Source organism: Pseudomonas sp. B14-6 (assembly GCF_013260315.1).
Classification (GTDB): domain Bacteria; phylum Pseudomonadota; class Gammaproteobacteria; order Pseudomonadales; family Pseudomonadaceae; genus Aquipseudomonas; species Aquipseudomonas mandelii.
Genome location: NZ_CP053929.1, coordinates 5,706,463 through 5,723,162 on the forward strand (window position 1 = coordinate 5,706,463; position 16,700 = coordinate 5,723,162).

Annotated in this window: 10 protein-coding genes; 7 read left to right on the top strand and 3 right to left on the bottom strand. The window is 56.5% G+C overall.

Features of this window, described 5'->3' with window-relative positions; translation table 11 throughout:
- Positions 1-12: 12 nt before the first annotated feature.
- The 3 genes from HP062_RS26030 to HP062_RS26040 all read left to right on the top strand — a co-directional run bounded on the left by HP062_RS26030 (position 13) and on the right by HP062_RS26040 (position 2,719).
- Positions 13-795, top strand: a complete 783-nt coding sequence (locus HP062_RS26030) for a class II aldolase/adducin family protein (protein WP_010463216.1) — start codon at positions 13-15, stop codon at positions 793-795.
- The gene (locus HP062_RS26035; RefSeq protein ID WP_010463214.1) at positions 795-1,697 is read left to right on the top strand and encodes an alpha/beta fold hydrolase; all 903 of its coding nucleotides are present in this window, start codon (positions 795-797) and stop codon (positions 1,695-1,697) included. Before HP062_RS26030 ends, HP062_RS26035 begins: the two co-directional genes overlap by 1 nt.
- A gap of 110 nt (positions 1,698-1,807) precedes the next feature.
- Positions 1,808-2,719, top strand: a complete 912-nt coding sequence (locus HP062_RS26040) for an SDR family oxidoreductase (protein WP_010463212.1) — start codon at positions 1,808-1,810, stop codon at positions 2,717-2,719.
- Between the two features lie 41 nt (positions 2,720-2,760).
- Here the strand turns inward: HP062_RS26040 and HP062_RS26045 are convergent, their stop codons facing one another.
- Both HP062_RS26045 and HP062_RS26050 read right to left on the bottom strand, forming a co-directional pair.
- Complete coding sequence (locus HP062_RS26045; RefSeq protein ID WP_145306943.1) at positions 2,761-3,024, bottom strand: bacteriocin immunity protein; 264 nt, start codon at positions 3,022-3,024, stop codon at positions 2,761-2,763.
- A gap of 1 nt (position 3,025) precedes the next feature.
- Positions 3,026-5,338 (bottom strand): S-type pyocin domain-containing protein, encoded by a 2,313-nt coding sequence (locus HP062_RS26050; protein WP_256665988.1) that lies wholly within the window; start codon positions 5,336-5,338, stop codon positions 3,026-3,028.
- Positions 5,339-6,003: 665 nt separating this feature from the next.
- Here HP062_RS26050 and HP062_RS26055 point away from each other — a divergent pair.
- The 4 genes from HP062_RS26055 to HP062_RS26070 all read left to right on the top strand — a co-directional run bounded on the left by HP062_RS26055 (position 6,004) and on the right by HP062_RS26070 (position 15,769).
- Positions 6,004-7,797, top strand: coding sequence for a DUF1302 domain-containing protein (locus HP062_RS26055; protein ID WP_042932362.1), 1,794 nt, complete (start codon positions 6,004-6,006; stop codon positions 7,795-7,797).
- Between the two features lie 23 nt (positions 7,798-7,820).
- Complete coding sequence (locus HP062_RS26060) at positions 7,821-9,188, top strand: DUF1329 domain-containing protein (RefSeq protein ID WP_102594599.1); 1,368 nt, start codon at positions 7,821-7,823, stop codon at positions 9,186-9,188.
- A 140-nt stretch (positions 9,189-9,328) separates the two neighbouring features.
- Positions 9,329-11,884 carry a LuxR C-terminal-related transcriptional regulator gene (locus HP062_RS26065; protein WP_172792282.1) on the top strand — a complete coding sequence of 852 codons (2,556 nt, stop codon included), beginning with the start codon at positions 9,329-9,331 and terminating at the stop codon, positions 11,882-11,884.
- Between the two features lie 387 nt (positions 11,885-12,271).
- On the top strand, positions 12,272-15,769 hold the full coding sequence (locus tag HP062_RS26070; RefSeq protein ID WP_172792283.1) for a dermonecrotic toxin domain-containing protein: 3,498 nt from the start codon (positions 12,272-12,274) through the stop codon (positions 15,767-15,769).
- A 52-nt stretch (positions 15,770-15,821) separates the two neighbouring features.
- On the opposite strand, the gene HP062_RS26075 is transcribed toward HP062_RS26070, so the two are convergent.
- Positions 15,822-16,625: an IclR family transcriptional regulator gene (locus tag HP062_RS26075; RefSeq protein WP_154503164.1), complete on the bottom strand. Its 804-nt coding sequence runs from the start codon at positions 16,623-16,625 to the stop codon at positions 15,822-15,824.
- Positions 16,626-16,700: the final 75 nt, after the last annotated feature.

Consider the following 16,700-nt stretch of genomic DNA (forward strand, 5'->3'; position numbering starts at 1 on the left):
GAGGTCCTTGCCGTGAAAGTTGCTCCCGTCCAATCCCCCCAGAGTGTCAAAGACCAGGTCAGTGCCGCCGAGTGGCAGACCCGCGTCGACCTGGCGGCCTGTTATCGTCTGGTGGCCTCCCATGGTTGGGACGATCTGATCTTTACGCATATCTCGGCCAAGGTGCCGGGCACCGAAGACTTCCTGATCAACCCGTTCGGGCTGATGTTTCACGAGATCACTGCGTCGAGCCTGGTCAAGGTCGATCAGGCCGGCAACAAGCTGATGGACAGCCCTTACGAAATCAACCCGGCGGGTTACACCATTCACAGCGCCGTGCATGAAGTGCGTCACGATGTGGTGTGCGTGTTGCACACTCACACCGCTGCGGGTGTGGCGGTGTCGGCACAGAAGCAGGGCATTCTGCCGATCAGTCAGCAGTCATTGTTTGTGCTGTCCAGCCTTGCGTATCACGCCTACGAAGGCGTTGCCCTGAACCATGAAGAGAAGGCGCGCCTGCAAGCCGACCTGGGTGAAAACAATTTCCTGATGCTGCACAACCACGGCCTGCTGACCTGTGGCAGCACCATCGCCGACACGTTCCTGATGATGTTCACCTTTCAGCGCGCCTGCGATATCCAGGTGCTGGCGCAGAATGGTGGCGCCGAGCTGATTGCTATTGAGCCGCAGATTCTGGCGGGCGCCAAGGCGATGATTGCCGGCGTGACCAAAAGTGCTCAAGGGATGGGCGGCGCGTTGGCCTGGCCGGCGTTACTGCGCAAACTCGATCAACTAGACCCGGGTTATAAATTCTAATGGCACTTGCCGAGATCCCCCTGTGTGTCTGGCGAAAGCGCGGCCAGACGTTCGTATTCCGTGGCCAGACCATCCATTACTGGACGGCGGGGCAGGGTGAGCCGTTGCTGCTCATCCATGGTTTCCCGACCGCCAGTTGGGACTGGCATTACTTGTGGCAACCGCTGGCGCAGCGCTATCGGGTAATTGCCTGCGACATGCTCGGCTTCGGCGACTCGGCCAAACCGGTCAACCATGAATACAGCCTGTTGGAGCAGGCCGATCTGCAACAGGCGCTGCTCGCGCACCTGAACGTCGAACAGCCGGTGCATGTGTTGGCCCACGATTATGGCGACAGCGTGGCTCAGGAACTGTTGGCCCGGCATTACGAGACGCGCGTCGATATCGCCAGTTGTGTTTTCCTCAACGGCGGCCTGTTTCCTGAAACCCATCGCCCGGTGTTGATGCAAAAACTGTTGCTCAGCCCCTTGGGCTGGATGATCGGGAGAGCTTTTACCCGCGACGGACTGGTGAAAAGTTTCCGGCAGATATTTGGTCCGCACACTCGACCCACCGAAAGCGAGATGGACGATTTCTGGGGCCTGATCGACAGCAATCACGGCCCGCGAATCATGCATAAGCTCATCGCTTATATTCCTGAGCGGCGTGTTCAGCGCGAGCGCTGGGTCAGCGCCATGCAGCGTGGCGAGGTTCCGCTGCGGGTCATCGATGGTGAAGTCGATCCGATTTCCGGCGCGCACATGGTCAAGCGCTATCGGGAACTGGTCCCCAACCCGGACACGGTGCTGCTGCCTGATATTGGCCATTACCCGCAGACTGAAGCGCCGGCGCAGGTGCTCAAGCATTATCAGGCGTTTCGGGATCGGCTGATTTCTCCGCCGCGCAGGGCGGCCTGTTCCTGACTATCCCCCAGCCTTATCAAGCACTATTCAGCTTTACCTGTGTTTATTGTGACCAGCAGCCTGGTGCCTGACACTCGGACGTATTGTCCTTGGTCTGCTGGAGTTCCCCCATGAATGAGTCTGTGCGCTTCGAAGATAAAGTTGTGATCGTCACGGGGGCCGGCGGCGGCCTGGGCCGGGCTCACGCGCTGCTGTTCGCCAAACAGGGCGCCAAAGTGCTGGTCAATGATCTCGGCGGCTCGGCGCAAGGGGAGGGCGCCAACGCCTCGGCAGCCGACCGCGTGGTGGCGGAAATTCGTGAGGCGGGCGGCATCGCCGAAGCCAACCACGACTCCGTTACCGATGGCGACAAAATCGTACAGCATGCCCTCGACGCCTTCGGCCGCATTGATGTCGTGGTCAATAACGCCGGGATCCTGCGCGACAAGACCTTCCACAAAATGGACGACGCCGACTGGGACCTGGTTTACCGCGTCCACGTCGAAGGCGCCTACAAAGTCACCCGCGCCGCCTGGCCGCACATGCGCGAGCAGAACTATGGCCGGGTGATCTTCACCGCATCGACCTCGGGCATCTACGGCAATTTCGGCCAGTCCAACTACGGCATGGCCAAGCTTGGCCTCTATGGCCTGACCCGCACACTCGCCATCGAAGGTCGCAAGAACAACATCCTGGTCAATGCCATCGCACCGACGGGTGGCACCCGCATGACCGAAGGCCTGATTCCGCCGCAAGTGTTCGAGCAACTCAAACCGGAACTGGTGAGCCCGTTGGTGGTGTACCTGGCCAGTGAAAACTGCCAGGAAACGTCCGGGTTGTTCGAAGTCGGTGGCGGCTGGATGGGCAAGGTGCGCTGGGAACGCAGCCTGGGCGCCGGGTTTGATCCGCGGGTGGGCTTCTCGCCGGAGGATGTGGCGGCGCAGTGGGAGCAGATTTGTGATTTCGAAGGGGCGGCGCATCCGAAGGACAATATTGAGGCGCTGAAGGAGATGATGGGGAATTTGCAGAGGTATTCGATTTAAGAGTGTAAGGGGAGCAAGCATGAATGCTTGCTCCCTTATGTTTATTCTTCGGGTTTGAAGCCTGGTTTGCCGTTGGCGGCTCGCCATTCCTTGATGGCTTTTAGTACGCCGGCAGGGCTGTCTTCAACGCCCGTGTCGGGATAATACAAAATGCCTGTTCCGTTTGGATGCTCTGAAGTACTTACGATGTGGTCGACAATTGCGTCGTGTTCTTTCTCCGATGAGTAGTCACCTTCAATTAATCGGTTTATTAGGCTTACATATTCGGATTCTGTGTATTCTTCGAATTTTTTTTGAAAGGTCATCTCATTTATCTCCTTTTTTGGAGTGGATTTTGATGTGCTGTTTTGGTGTTAGTACTCGAAGATTATCTAGATCGTCGACCGAACCACCTTCGCTGATTGGCTTGATGTGGTGAATTTCAAACTTTTGCCGTCCACCCACTTGCTCTGATGGCAGAGCGCTTGGAGAAAGCCCTCTCCTGATATCAATCTTGTTGAAGAAGGAGAATTGGTCCATCAGAAGCTCGTCATTCGCCACCTTCCTCCAAAACACTCTCCGAAAAGCATCGAAACTCGAAAACTCCCTCCCACGAAGTTTATCCGCAAGCTGCTTGGGTATCGGCGCGCCTTCCAGTGTCGCGGCCGCACCCAACCAATTTCCTGAAACCGACTGACCCGCGCCGCTGGCAATACCAGGATCCTGCCGTCGATCCCTGAGCAGGGTGAAGATCGGTGGAAGGCCTGAGTCGATCGGAAAGACGGTGATGAATCCGCCAAACCCGTAGCGATCCAGCTCTGGAAATGGATTCACTCGTCCGGTGTTGGGAGTGACAGTAGCGCCTTCATAGATCGGCAGATCTGTTTCGGTCAGCGGAAGATCAGTCGAGGGGTTTATGGGTTCCACCAACGGTGTCCAAGTGATGACTGGACCGTTGGCGACAGTGCTGCCCGATACGTAAACATTCTTGCCAGCATCAAAGTGGGCCAGATTCACCGGCACACTGGCGGGAACTGTCACGCCGTCTGTGGTGACAACGACGATCTCAACCCTATGACCTATTGACTTCGAACCGAGGGTAACCGGCAGGTCGATTGTTCCCCCGGCGACTGCTTGTTCGTACAGATGGGCAGTTGGAACTGGCGAAAGTTCTGACAGCGGAACACTGACAGAAAACAGATCACCGTTACCTAGCCGTGATGGAGCGAAAAGGGCGGCGAATCCTACGAGAACTGGAGCGGCTGCTGTCGCAAGAGTTGCGGTGACAGCGGATACGGCTGTGCGAAGCGCGGTCTTTAACGCCAGAGAGGTCGCAGGGCTATTGCCGATAGTTCCGGTCGTGCCGGTAAACGCTGAGCCGAATGCTGCGGTCGAACCGACATTGGCAAACGTAGGGCTTTGCCACCTGGCCTCCGTTTCCTCTGACCCCAAGAGGCGGGCTTGCTCAAGTTTTCGTCGAGTCTCATCCTCTGCCGTCAGACGACCCTGTTGCCGCTCGCGCTCTTGCGCTTGCCTTTCCTTCAACTGCTGAACTATCAGATTCACCCGTTGAACGTGGCGTTGAGCCACGGCAGTAGCTGAATCAATGACTTTGAGGCGAGTCTCCAGACGCTGTCTTTCCGTCTCTAGCTGCCTTTGTATCTGCTCGATTTGCTGTTCCATTTCAGCTTGGAGACGAGCCTGTTCGGCTGCGAAATGCTGAGCAGCTGCTTTCGCATTAGCCTCAGCCTCGGCCAGGGCTGTATTCAATTCTGCAATACGTGCCTGTTCTTGAGCCTGAGCTTGAGCTTTCGCTTCAAGACGAGCCTGTTCCGCAGCGACCTGCTGCGCCGCTGCTTGCGCCGCAACCCGAGCTTGCTCAGTAGCCACCCGCCGCGCATTTTCCAATGCTGCAAGTCGCGCTTGTTCTCGAGCCCGAGCTGCTGCTTCCTCATTTACGCGCACCAACTCTGCAGCTGCTCGCTGGGCTTGCTCATTGGCCTGCACAGCACTGAGGAAGTTCTGCACATTGACGTTTTGCTGCCTGAGCAATTCGAGACCTTGAGCCAACAATCTTGCATCGTGGGCCGCCCGAAGAGACTGAAACAACGCCTGCATGGCAGCGCCGTCCGGTGTAGGCCTCTTTTCGATAGTTGTAGCCTTCTTCATGAATTCGTTGATGTGCCTGTTAAATGGATCTCCTCCATAAAAAGAATGGGCAATAGCTGTTTTATTGTGGAACTCGGCTGTTTTTCGAGCAGTGAGTCTGTTTCGTACATCCAGTTCGCGAATTATCGATTGTGCAGGTGGAAGTGGATCAGTTGGACCCTCAAGCCGAGTGGCGGCCAGTTCATTTTCAATGGTTTGCGGCAATTGGCTGGACTTGGTTTGATATTCTTGCTCCAGCGCTTGGGAGGTGGCTTTAATGGTATTGAGATTTTGGTAATAAACAGGTATTCCGTGCCCGTGTGGACCCGTTGTGACAATGTTTGATGTTAGAGGCGTGGGTGTCATGTGGTCCGGAGCAACGCCTATCGTATGGATGGGCGTGCGAATATCAAGAGAACCTGGCCTTGGAGGCTTTTGCATATTCATATCCTTTTGAATGTGCATATGGATGACGTGTTGCCAGTCAGCCATTAAAAAATGGTTGTCGGTTATTGCGTCGTGCCATTAAAAATTACAACAGAAGTAGAAAATCTGGGTCCGAGACTTGCGTCAGACCTTACATATAAAGCAGCGAGAAATTTCGATGAGGCAGGAATAAAGGCAGGATTGTCTTTTGCGTAAAGAGATATTTCTTATGTTGTTATAGGAAATATCTTGTAGGAATGTCGCCCATAAAAAAGGCCGCTGCAAACGCAGCGGCCAAAGCAAGACGTTGGATCAAGGAGCTACAAATCAACGTCAGTGAACACAGGGCGATCAATCGAAAAAGCGTCGATTCATCTGGATTCTGTCGCCAATGGCGTGGACTGAACACACGCCATCGATTCGCGCTTTCTGGCGGTTTGCCGTCAAAGCCTGGCAAGAATAAGCCGTTGAGCCGAAAGGAAAAACAGCGATTCGCGACATGCACTGTTGCAGTCTGAGCAATAGTCCGACGCGCCACGTCCCCTGTAGCAGCTGCTGCCATGCATTCTGCTGATAGTCCCCCATCCAGCCCATCCATACCCGGCGCAAACCCCCGTCCCATCCGGCCATTCATCCTTTAGAGGTACACCACGAATACCTCCTTGGTGCGCTTATCGCTCCCAACGTGCGGCAGTAGGGTGGGGCCTTCTGTCACTCACCGGGGAAGACGCATGACAAAAACAACAATGCGCGCCATCTTCACACCGCAAGCGCTGGCCGCTGCGGTTGCCTTGGGCTGCTGTGCCCAGGCGCAGGCTGTTGCGTTCAACATTGGCGAAATCGAGGGTACTTTCGACTCCTCGCTGTCCGTCGGCGCGAGTTGGGGCATGCGCGATGCCGATAGATCTTTGGTGGGCACCGTCAACGGCGGGACCGGTCAGTCTTCGACCGGTGATGACGGCCGGCTGAACTTCAAGAAAGGCGAAACCTTCTCCAAGATCTTCAAGGGCCTGCACGACCTCGAATTGAAATACGGTGACACCGGCGTCTTCGTCCGTGGCAAGTACTGGTACGACTTCGAGCTGAAGGACGAAGACCGCGAGTTCAAGCCGATCAGCGACAGTGGCCGCAAGGAAGGCGCCAAGTCCTCCGGTGCGCAGATTCTCGATGCCTTCGTTTATCACAACTATTCCATCGCCGATCTGCCGGGCACCGTGCGCGCCGGCAAGCAGGTGGTCAGCTGGGGTGAAAGTACCTTCATCGGTAACTCGATCAACAGCATCAACCCGATCGACGTCTCAGCGTTCCGTCGGCCGGGCGCCGAGATCAAGGAAGGGCTGATTCCGGTGAACATGCTGTTCGCCTCCCAGGGCCTGACTGATCAGCTCTCGGTGGAAGGTTTCTATCAACTGGAGTGGGACCAGACCGTCGTCGACAACTGCGGCACCTTCTTCGGCAACGACGTGGTGGCGGATGGTTGCAACAACAATTACACCGTCGGCAGTCCGGCGATTGCACCCTTGGCGCCCTTGGCATCGGCTTTCGGTCAGCCACTCCAGGTGACCCGCGAGGGCGTGGTCGTTCCCCGGGGTGGCGACCGAGATGCGCGGGATTCCGGGCAGTGGGGCACAGCATTGCGCTGGCTCGGTGACGACACCGAGTACGGCCTGTATTTCATGAACTACCACAGCCGCACGCCGACGGTCGGCACCACCACGGCCGGCCTGTCGACACTGGCCAGCCTGCCGGGGATGGTGAGTGTGGCCAACCGTCTGGCGCCGGGCAGCGGTGCGGGGCTGGCGCAAAGCGTGATGCTGGGGCGCGGTCAGTACTACCTCGAATACCCGGAAGACATTCGCCTTTACGGCGCAAGCTTCTCCACTACCTTGCCGACCGGCACCGCGTGGAGCGGCGAGATCAGCTATCGGCCGAATGCACCCGTGCAGGTCAGCACCAACGACCTGACCCTGGCCTTGCTCAACCCGATTGCCGGTGGCGCTGCATCACCGATCGCCACCACCCCGGGCGCTGACAACAAAGGCTATCGCCGCAAGGAAATCACGCAGATCCAGAGCACCCTCACGCAATTCTACGATCAAGTGTGGGGTGCCCAGCGCTTGACCCTGGTCGGCGAAGCGGCGGTGGTTCACGTCGGTGGCCTGGAGTCGCGCAGCAACCTGCGTTACGGCCGCGACTCGGTGTACGGCCAGTATGGTTTCGGCGGCGATACCGACGGTTTCGTCACCTCGACCTCCTGGGGCTACCGTGCCCGGGCGATCCTCGATTACGCCAACGTGATCGGCGGGATCAACCTCAAACCCAATCTGTCCTGGTCCCATGACGTCGCGGGTTATGGCCCCAACGGGCTGTTCAACGAAGGCGCCAAGGCCGTCAGCGTCGGTGTCGATGCCGACTACCGCAACACCTATACCGCGAGCCTGAGTTACACCGATTTCTTCGGCGGTGACTACAACACCCTGGAAGACCGCGATTTCCTGGCACTGAGCTTCGGCGTGAACTTCTGATCTGGCTGAGAAGGATGAATTTGATGCGCAAGATGATTCTGCAATGCGGCGCCCTGGCCTTGAGCCTGCTGGCGGCCAACGTGATGGCGGCGGTGTCGCCGGACGAAGCGAACAAACTCGGTACCTCCCTCACGCCGCTCGGCGCCGAGAAGGCCGGTAACGCCGACGGTTCGATCCCGGCGTGGACCGGTGGCATCCCGAAAAACGCCGGCGCGGTGGACAGCAAAGGCTTCCTGGCTGACCCGTTCGCCAGCGAAAAACCGCTGTTCGTGATCACCCCCGCCAACGTCGACAAGTACAAGGACAAACTCTCGGAAGGCCAGGTGGCGATGTTCAAGCGCTACCCGGAAACGTACAAGATCCCGGTCTACCCGAGTCACCGCACCGTGGCCGTGCCACCGGAAATCTACGAGTCGGCCAAGCGCAGCGCGCTGAACGTGAACAGCATCAACGACGGTAACGGCCTGGCCAATTTCACTGGCAACCGTTACTACGCGTTCCCGATTCCGAAGAACGGCGTGGAAGTGTTGTGGAACCACATCACCCGTTATCACGGCGGTAACCTGCGACGCATCATTACCCAGGTGACGCCGCAGACCAACGGCAGCTACACGCCGATCCGCTTTGAGGAAGAGATCGCCGTTCCGCAATTGATGAAGGACCTGGACCCGGAAAAAGCCGCCAACGTGCTGACCTTTTTCAAGCAGTCGGTAACGGCGCCGGCGCGTCTGGCGGGGAACGTGCTGCTGGTGCACGAAACCCTCGATCAGGTGAAAGAACCGCGCCTGGCATGGATCTACAACGCCGGCCAACGTCGCGTGCGCCGCGCCCCGCAAGTCGCCTACGACGGGCCGGGCACTGCCGCTGACGGCCTGCGCACATCCGACAACTTCGACATGTTCTCCGGCGCGCCGGATCGCTATGACTGGAAACTGGTCGGCAAGAAGGAAATGTACATCCCCTACAACAGCTACAAACTCGACTCGCCAAGTCTCAAGTACGACGACATCATCAAGGCCGGCCACATCAACCAGGACCTGACCCGCTATGAGCTGCACCGGGTCTGGGAAGTGATCGGCACGGTCAAGCCGAACGAGCGGCACATTTACGCCAAACGCCACATGTACATCGACGAAGACAGCTGGCAAGTGGCGCTGGTGGATCACTACGACGGTCGCGGTCAACTGTGGCGAGTGGCCGAGGGGCACGCCCAGTATTACTACGATCACCAGACCCAGGCGTACACACTGGAAGCGCTCTACGACATCATTGCCGGTCGATACATTGCGCTGGGGATGAAGAACGAAGAGAAGCACAGCTTTGAATTCGGCTTCGAAGCCAAGGCGGCGGACTACACGCCATCGGCGTTGCGTGCCGAGGGCGTCCGGTAAGGGCGTTGATACATTCGCAGTGCAGAAGGCGACCGGTGGGTCGCCTTTTTTATGGCTGCCAATCAGCGTTCTGAATACTTCTCAACAAGCGGGTTGGAGAGGGCTAGGGTTGCCGGACAATTATAAATAGGCACGCCGCAATGACCGCCATGACCCCGTGTCTTGACCGTTCTGGATTCCTGCCCCGTCTGTCCTCTCATCACCTGTCGCGTGATCGATTGACCGGTCCCTTGTTAGCGTCCACGTCCCGGGTGAAATTACTCTGCGCGCCCGCCGGCAGTGGCAAGACTGCGCTGCTCGCCGACTGCCTTTTACAGGCGCCGCCGCCATGCCGGGTGTGCTGGTTGCCGTTATCTGGCATAGCGATGAGCACGGTGGATTTTCGTCAGCGAGTGGCAGAAGCGCTGGGGCTGGCTTCGGCAGAAGAGCCGGCGATGCTCGGTGCGCTGGCTCGATTGCAGGTGCCGACCTGGCTGTTTCTCGATGACTATTGCCGCGTTCCGAACCCGGAGCTCGATCAACTGCTGGATCGCATGCTGGCCGTCAGCAGCCCGGCGCTGATCTGGTGGCTGGGTGCCCGCCGTCGCCCGCAATGCAACTGGCCGCGGTTGCTGCTCGATGATGAATTGTACGAATGCGAGCGCGCCACGCTGGCCTTCAATCAAACGGAGATTGCCTCGCTGTTGCGCCACCTGACACCGGCCGATGCCAGCACCGCTGCCAGCAAGATTATCCAGCGCAGTGGCGGCTGGTGCGCCGGTGTACGCATTGCGCTGCTGCAAAAATGCGACTGGTCGCGCAACGACCCGCATCACAGCCGACCTGACACATTGCTTGATTACCTCGAGCACGAACTGTTTTCCGGCCTGACCCCGGAGTTGACGGAAGCCTGGCGGGTACTCGCGCATTTGCCACGCTTCAACGCTCGGCTGTGCGATCACCTGTTTGGCGCAGGGGAGGGCGCGCAATGCCTGAAGACGTTGCAGGATCTGGGGTGCTTTATCGAGCCCTGGCAGGACTCCGCCGACTGGCTGCAGATCTTCTCCCCACTCACGCAATTGATGCGCGATGAACAATGGCCGGCCGGACGCTCCTGGCATCGCCGCGCCTGTCAGTGGTTTGCCGCCGAGCAGGACTGGAAAGCTGCGTTCGAACAGGCCTTGCTGGCCGAAGAGTTCGAGGTCGCGGTCAGCCTGTTGCAGCATTTCAGTTTCGAGCATTTATTCGAGGAGCAGACCGTCGTGCTGTTGTTGCGGTTGTACGAGCAACAAGGTGACGCGCTGATGTACGGTTCGCCGCAACTGGTCGGGTTGATCACGGCGGCGTCGTTGTTTGCCGGGCGGTTTGAGCAAGCCGCCGATTGCATCGAGCAGTTGTCACGATTCATCCCGCAGCCCTCGGCGATTCTGCAGCGGCAACTGATCGCACGATGGCAGGCGCAGCAGGGTTGGCTGCTGCATCTTCAAGGGCGGATGGACAGTTCAAGCGCGCATTTTCTCGATGCGCTGAACGTGCTCGGTCCTGACCTCTGGCCCGTGCGCTTGATGTGTCTGTCGGGTTTGACGCAACAGGCCCTGCTCAGGGGCGAGCTCGAAGTGGCGCAGGCGATAAACCGCGATGCGTTGTGCCTGGCGCGTGCGCAAGGCTCGCTGGTTTTCGAAGGGCTGCTGGAACTTGATCATGCGCAATTGCTGGAGCAACGTGGTGCTCCTCAACGAGCCGACCATTTGCTCGCCAACGTTCAGAACATGCTCACTCAACAGCAGCGGATTGCCGAACCCCTGCTGGGGCGAATTGCCTTGCACCGTGGGCGCTTGAGTTTATGCCAGGGCTTGGATACGCAGGCTGTTGCGTGTTTCGAAGCGGGGCTGTCTATCTGTATGCGCAACCACGACAAACGGGTGCTTTACGGTTTCCTCGGTTTGGCGCAGGTGGCGGCCAATCAGCGCGACTATGCCCAAGCATTTGTCTATCTGCGCGAGGCCGAGCGCTTGATGCAGCAACGGCAGATTCCCGACACCGTTTACCGCGGTGTGCTATTGCAGATCAGCAGTCAATTTTGGCTACAGCAGGGGCGCCCGGAACTGGCCCATGAGGCGCTCAGTCGAGTACTGCGCCACTATCGTGGCCCGCATGCACGGCAGGCGCCTCCCGCGACCCTGATGTTGATCGCGCGGATCGATTATCTGTTGGTGTTGGCAAAGGTCGACCTGCACCAGGCCAAAGACCCGCTGAGCCATTTCGCCGAGGCACTCGAACAATCGCAGCTCGCAGGCATGCTGGCGCTGGAGGTCGAATTGCTGTTCGGCGCAGCCGAAGTCGCGTGGCAGAACGGTGACAGCGTCGGTGCCCGAGATTGGTTGCGCAAAGGGTTGAATCTTTCTGAGCACCATGGGCTTCGCCAAGCGCTTGTTGAGTTGCAATTGCGAAAGCCTGATCTTCTGCCAGTACTGGATGAAGGTTGGGATCGTTCGGAAAAAAATCTGCAGGTGAGTGAAGTCAATCCGCTCAGTCAGCGTGAAGTGGAGGTGCTCAAGCTGATTGCTCTGGGCAATTCGAATCAACAAATAGCCGAGCAGTTGTTTATCTCCTTGCATACGGTGAAAACACATGCACGGAGAATTCACGGGAAGTTGGGCGTGGAACGCCGGACTCAGGCGGTTGCGAAAGCCAAGAGTGTCGGTTTATTGGATTGAAGAGCGCAAAACTTTTTATTGAGGGGGCGCCCACAGAGTGCGAATAGTCGGTTCTGTTTTACGTTGTTTTCAGGTTGGGAAAAATTGCACTGGGAGATGTTTCATCTTATATGTAAGGTCTGGTGTTTTAATGATTGATTGAAGGTTGGGGTGAGGCGGTTGTCACAGTGTAAAACTCAGCGGTGGCTGAGTGCGTCGCTTTGTTGTGAGGGGTACGGTTTCATCTATTTCGTTTTTTCTTTATGTGTCGCTTCTGTGTTTAAGTTGCTTGTACAAATGTTGAAAGATTTTTTGAGTTTTTAATAATAAGGCGATCTGTTTTAGTTTGGTCTCAAGTTAATCGGCAGCAACGTGCCGTTTTTTATGATCAAACTAACGAGATTTCTAATGCAAGACGAGCAAGCAACAAATGCAATGCTGGAACAAGTACGTGAAGCACGTAACAATTTACTCGAAGCACTCAGGAAAATTCCTTCGTTCAAGGCGGTTCTTCAGGTTGTCCTGACGACCGAATTTCAGAAGATGGATTCAGAGGGCTCTATAGCACGCCGTTTTGTAAATCTTCGTTCGGGTGCAAGTCCAACATCTGCGGAACCCACCGGCAACCTGCTAGATGTGTTTTTTGAGTGCTTAAAGCGCGGCAGGCCACCCCAATATACTGCTGATATATATGGGATGTATGAGCTGGATAATATCGGCACAGAAACCTTCAGGCTGAAATATCTGGATGTGGCAAACATCGGAAAAATGATCGCCGAACTGATGCAAAACCTGCCTGAGAAATGCAGTTCCGTATTAGGTGAATATTGGCGCGTATCCTCTCTGGTTGATAGTAAAAATCGTCCTTTACCGTCGCCTAAACAGGAGTTGCGCACTCTTCAGGCGCGACTTTTCTGGCGCGAACTGGACCTGGCGGCCAGCGAGAATCTGTTGTCCAAAGGCGACGTCGCGACCATCAATGGTTTAATCGGTTCGGGGCTGCCAAGTACCTGCTATGCCGTCTCGGTTGAAAAACAACAGGGGGTTTTTTCCACGCTGGCATCCACCTTTGTGATTTCTCTTTCTGGCGCTGTTGCAAATGAACTGAATCCAGCAGTCAGTCAAGAGGTTGTTCTTTATTCACCATTCGGTGGATTGGAAAAATTCGGCACCGTAAGTGACCTTCATAAAACGTTGCAACAGCGGTTATCCGATGCGTCAAACCGCACCGAACTTTTGCAGGGGCTGCCGGAGGACGAGCGAGCTCTGGTATCGAGTGTTCCAGCGATTCGCTACGCGAGAATCCTTGAAGATCTGTTTGAGCATTGCAATAACGGCGTGCTGGCGAGGCAAAGTCGTGATGTCATCTATCAAGTACGAAAATTAGTGACCGTCGGCGCGCATACCGAGGCGGCGTGGGTACCGCTGGATTCTGTTCTGTCCATGGATACATTTGTACGCTCTGAAAATGCGCGAAATGTGCTCTTGATCAAGGCGATGCTGGAGAACGCTCGGCCCGAGTGGTTTAAGAAGGCCTATGTCACCAATCAGCAGCTATATGTCGGTCTGGAGAAGAACTTGCTTGAAAGCCAGATTCAGCTTCATGAGTTGACCAAAGACGTGGTGACTCTTGCAGCTTATGCCCGACAGGCCGTGGAGGCGTTTATCTCGCCGGGAACCGACGAGCGAATCGATCCTGACACGGTGTTCGTGAATATTCAGCACTCGGTCAGGATGGCGAATGGCAAACGGGTAGAACACATTGAGCGGAAAACACTGACCCAAGCGTTCATGTATGGGGCACATGATCAGGCTGGGCGCTACACGATTACGCTGGAGAAAAACTATGACCTCGCCAGACTGACGCCTGAAAACATAATGCGAGCCATTGAAACGCTGGATCTGCGTCTGGCGTACAGCCCCGCACGGCAGCGAGTGTATGGCCAGCAGAACGTCAAGGAAGCGATGCGGGAAGTGTTGGGTCGAAAGACGGCTTTGACCCTGTTCGGCGCCATCTTGCAAAAACATGTCACCTCGACTGCGCAGGATATTGTTCAGCGTTACAACTTTGGTGATCCCTCTATTGAAGCGTCTGGGATTGCGTTAAGCGCTTTCTATAACTTCAAGCCCTTGAAGGATCTTATTGTCTACCGGAGGAAAGCAGGAGACTCGAATCTCAAAACGTACGTGCTCTATGCACCGGGCTCCCCGATGAATAAAGACTGGTACGAATTCTCCGATCTGGACAGTCTGCAACGGTATATAGGGTTGTGGGCCCTTGAAGAAGAGGGACGCACCTACCTTCGAACCCAAGTGCATGTGAGTGATCGACATAACCTGGAACATGAAGTGTTCGGCAAGGAATGGCCGCGTGGTGAACCGAGGGAGAGGATTCAGGGCAGAGCATGGTGGGACCAGGTCAATCTTGTTGCCTGGGTTGAAAGTGAAATGTTAAAGGGCAGTATTCAAAGTGTCCTTGACTGGGAAGACGCGGAAGAAAAGGCCGTCACGCCCCATTGGTACCGAAACGCCCCTACGTCTGATCGCCGGCTGTTCAATCGATTGACCACGGACTTCAAGGCCATCTATAACGCGTCAAAAGACATATTTCATATTGAGGGCTTTCAAAAGTTTTCTCGTGAATTGGTCATGAACCGTTTGAATGAGTATCTGGGCCGGGCGGGCGATCGCCGAATCGATCCTGATCGAGTCATGGTGAAGTTTCATAAAGGCGCAATGACGCTGACACAGTTATTTATCAATTGGCATCTGTGGCGCAGCGATACGAATGTGTTCGAGAAAATCTTACTGCCTGGATCGAATACGCTTAGAGACAGTATCCGGGTGTCTGAGTTCTGGTGGAAGGACACGGGCGAGCCAATGACTGAGCTGAATTCCAGTACGCTCAATCAGCTAATCGACTTGATGCCAGGCAAGCATTACAGCCATTATCTGAAATCAAACTTTCTATGGACGCCGGATATTGATCTGCGGGCAAACCTGTACCGGGAGCTCAAGAAAAACGAGATGTTCAGGGCGGCACTGACGCAAAAGCTCAATGGCACGTTGCCGTCGGCGCATTATGATTGGCTGATCGAGTCAATCAAGGGGCTGGATCGAGACACAAGGACGCCAGACGGTGTTTCACCCGGCAGTGAACCTGGCGAAGGGGTTTATGAATTCTGGCTTGAAGGTGCCCGCATAGCGGGGGGGTACGTTTTTGGTGAGGGGCATGTGAAGTTTGCCTATATCCCGAATTCGCCTGGCAAGTCCTTTATCTGGGTCGGTGATTTATCCAAGGCTATCCAGAACGATCGACTTTTGGGCGAGCATCTTCGGAGTCTGGCCGGTTTACGTGGACTGGACAGGGTCGGCGCCTACATCAGCAAGTCCGGAGATCCGCAAGGTTCGCTGCCAGTACCGGGGTTGGGCGGAACCCATCCGGTCTACAACTTCAAGGCCGAGTACGAAAGTCTGATTAATCGAGCACTTGATGATCTGGATGTCCTGACCACCACGCCAGTCGAAGCGTTTTGGCAGGAGACTAAGATTCTTCTCGAAGTGGCATTGGATGTGATCTCGATCTTTGTCCCGCCGGTGGGATTCGTCGTCAGTGTGTTGAAGATCAGTCATTCGATCGTGCAAGGCATCATTGCATCCAGCCATGGGGATTCTGCAGGCGCCAATGCGCATTTTGCTGCCGCATGGCGTGGGGCAATCCTCATGTACTTGGGTAAGGTCGCTTCGGTAGGATCGGCGGCCTCTGCACTTGGTCTGCTGTCCACAATCAGGGATCTGACCGACGTGCTCTCGGCCGTCACGGGCGTTCCGGTTGGAATCAGTTATGTCACTGCGGTGGCTGTGCCGCACTGGACCCCCGAGAGTTCGACCCGCGTGATCGGTTGATGGTCGGGACCCACATCAAGGCGTTATCCAGAGCATAAATGATCGGAGCTGATCAGTTCCGATCTTCAGACATCGGCGGTGTCTCATACCCCATCCGCCAACTCACGGCCCGTGTCGCCGCCAGCAATCGCTGCGCCGCCGGGCCGTTTTCGTCAGCGTGAAACAGTGAGGTCGGGCCGACAATGGTCAAGACCGCCGCCACGTTCCCCACCGCGTTGAATACCGGTGCCGACAAGGCGTCCACCCCCGGCATCAATAACCCATGCACATGATGCAGGCCGCGTTCGCGGATCTGTTCGCACAACTCCGCATACGCCTGATCATTCGCCAAGGCGTGGTCGGCAGTGTCTTTCAGTTCCTGGTCGCGCAAGTCCACGGTTTCGCGCTTGGGTAGAAACGCGCCAAACACCAGGCCGGTGGACGAGCTGAGCAACGGCAGCACCGAACCCAATTGCGTCACCACCGTCACCGCACGCACCGCCGGTTCGATGTGCACCACGGTCGCGCCCTGATTGCCCCATACCGCCAGAAAGCAGGTTTCGTTCAGTTCATCGCGCAACTCGGCCAAGGGCAGGGCGGCGACTTTCAGCACGTCCATACTGTTGAGGGCGGCGAGGCCGACGCGCAAGGCTTCACGGCCCAGGCCGTAGTGGTTGGTTGCTGCGTTTTGTTCGGCAAAACCGCTGGCGATCAGCGCCTGCAAATAACGATGGACCTTACTCGCTGGCATCTGCACGTGTTCGGCCAGGCGCGACAATGAGGTCGAGGGCGACAACTCGGCCAGGGCCTTGAGGATGTCGGTACCGACCTCGGCCGAGCGGACTTTCTGCTTATCGTTGTTGCGCGGCGTTTCCATGGAGGCGATGTGATCCCGGGACGAATGGGCGTCTTTATAGCTTGACGGTCAATACCAATCAAATTACGTTATGCG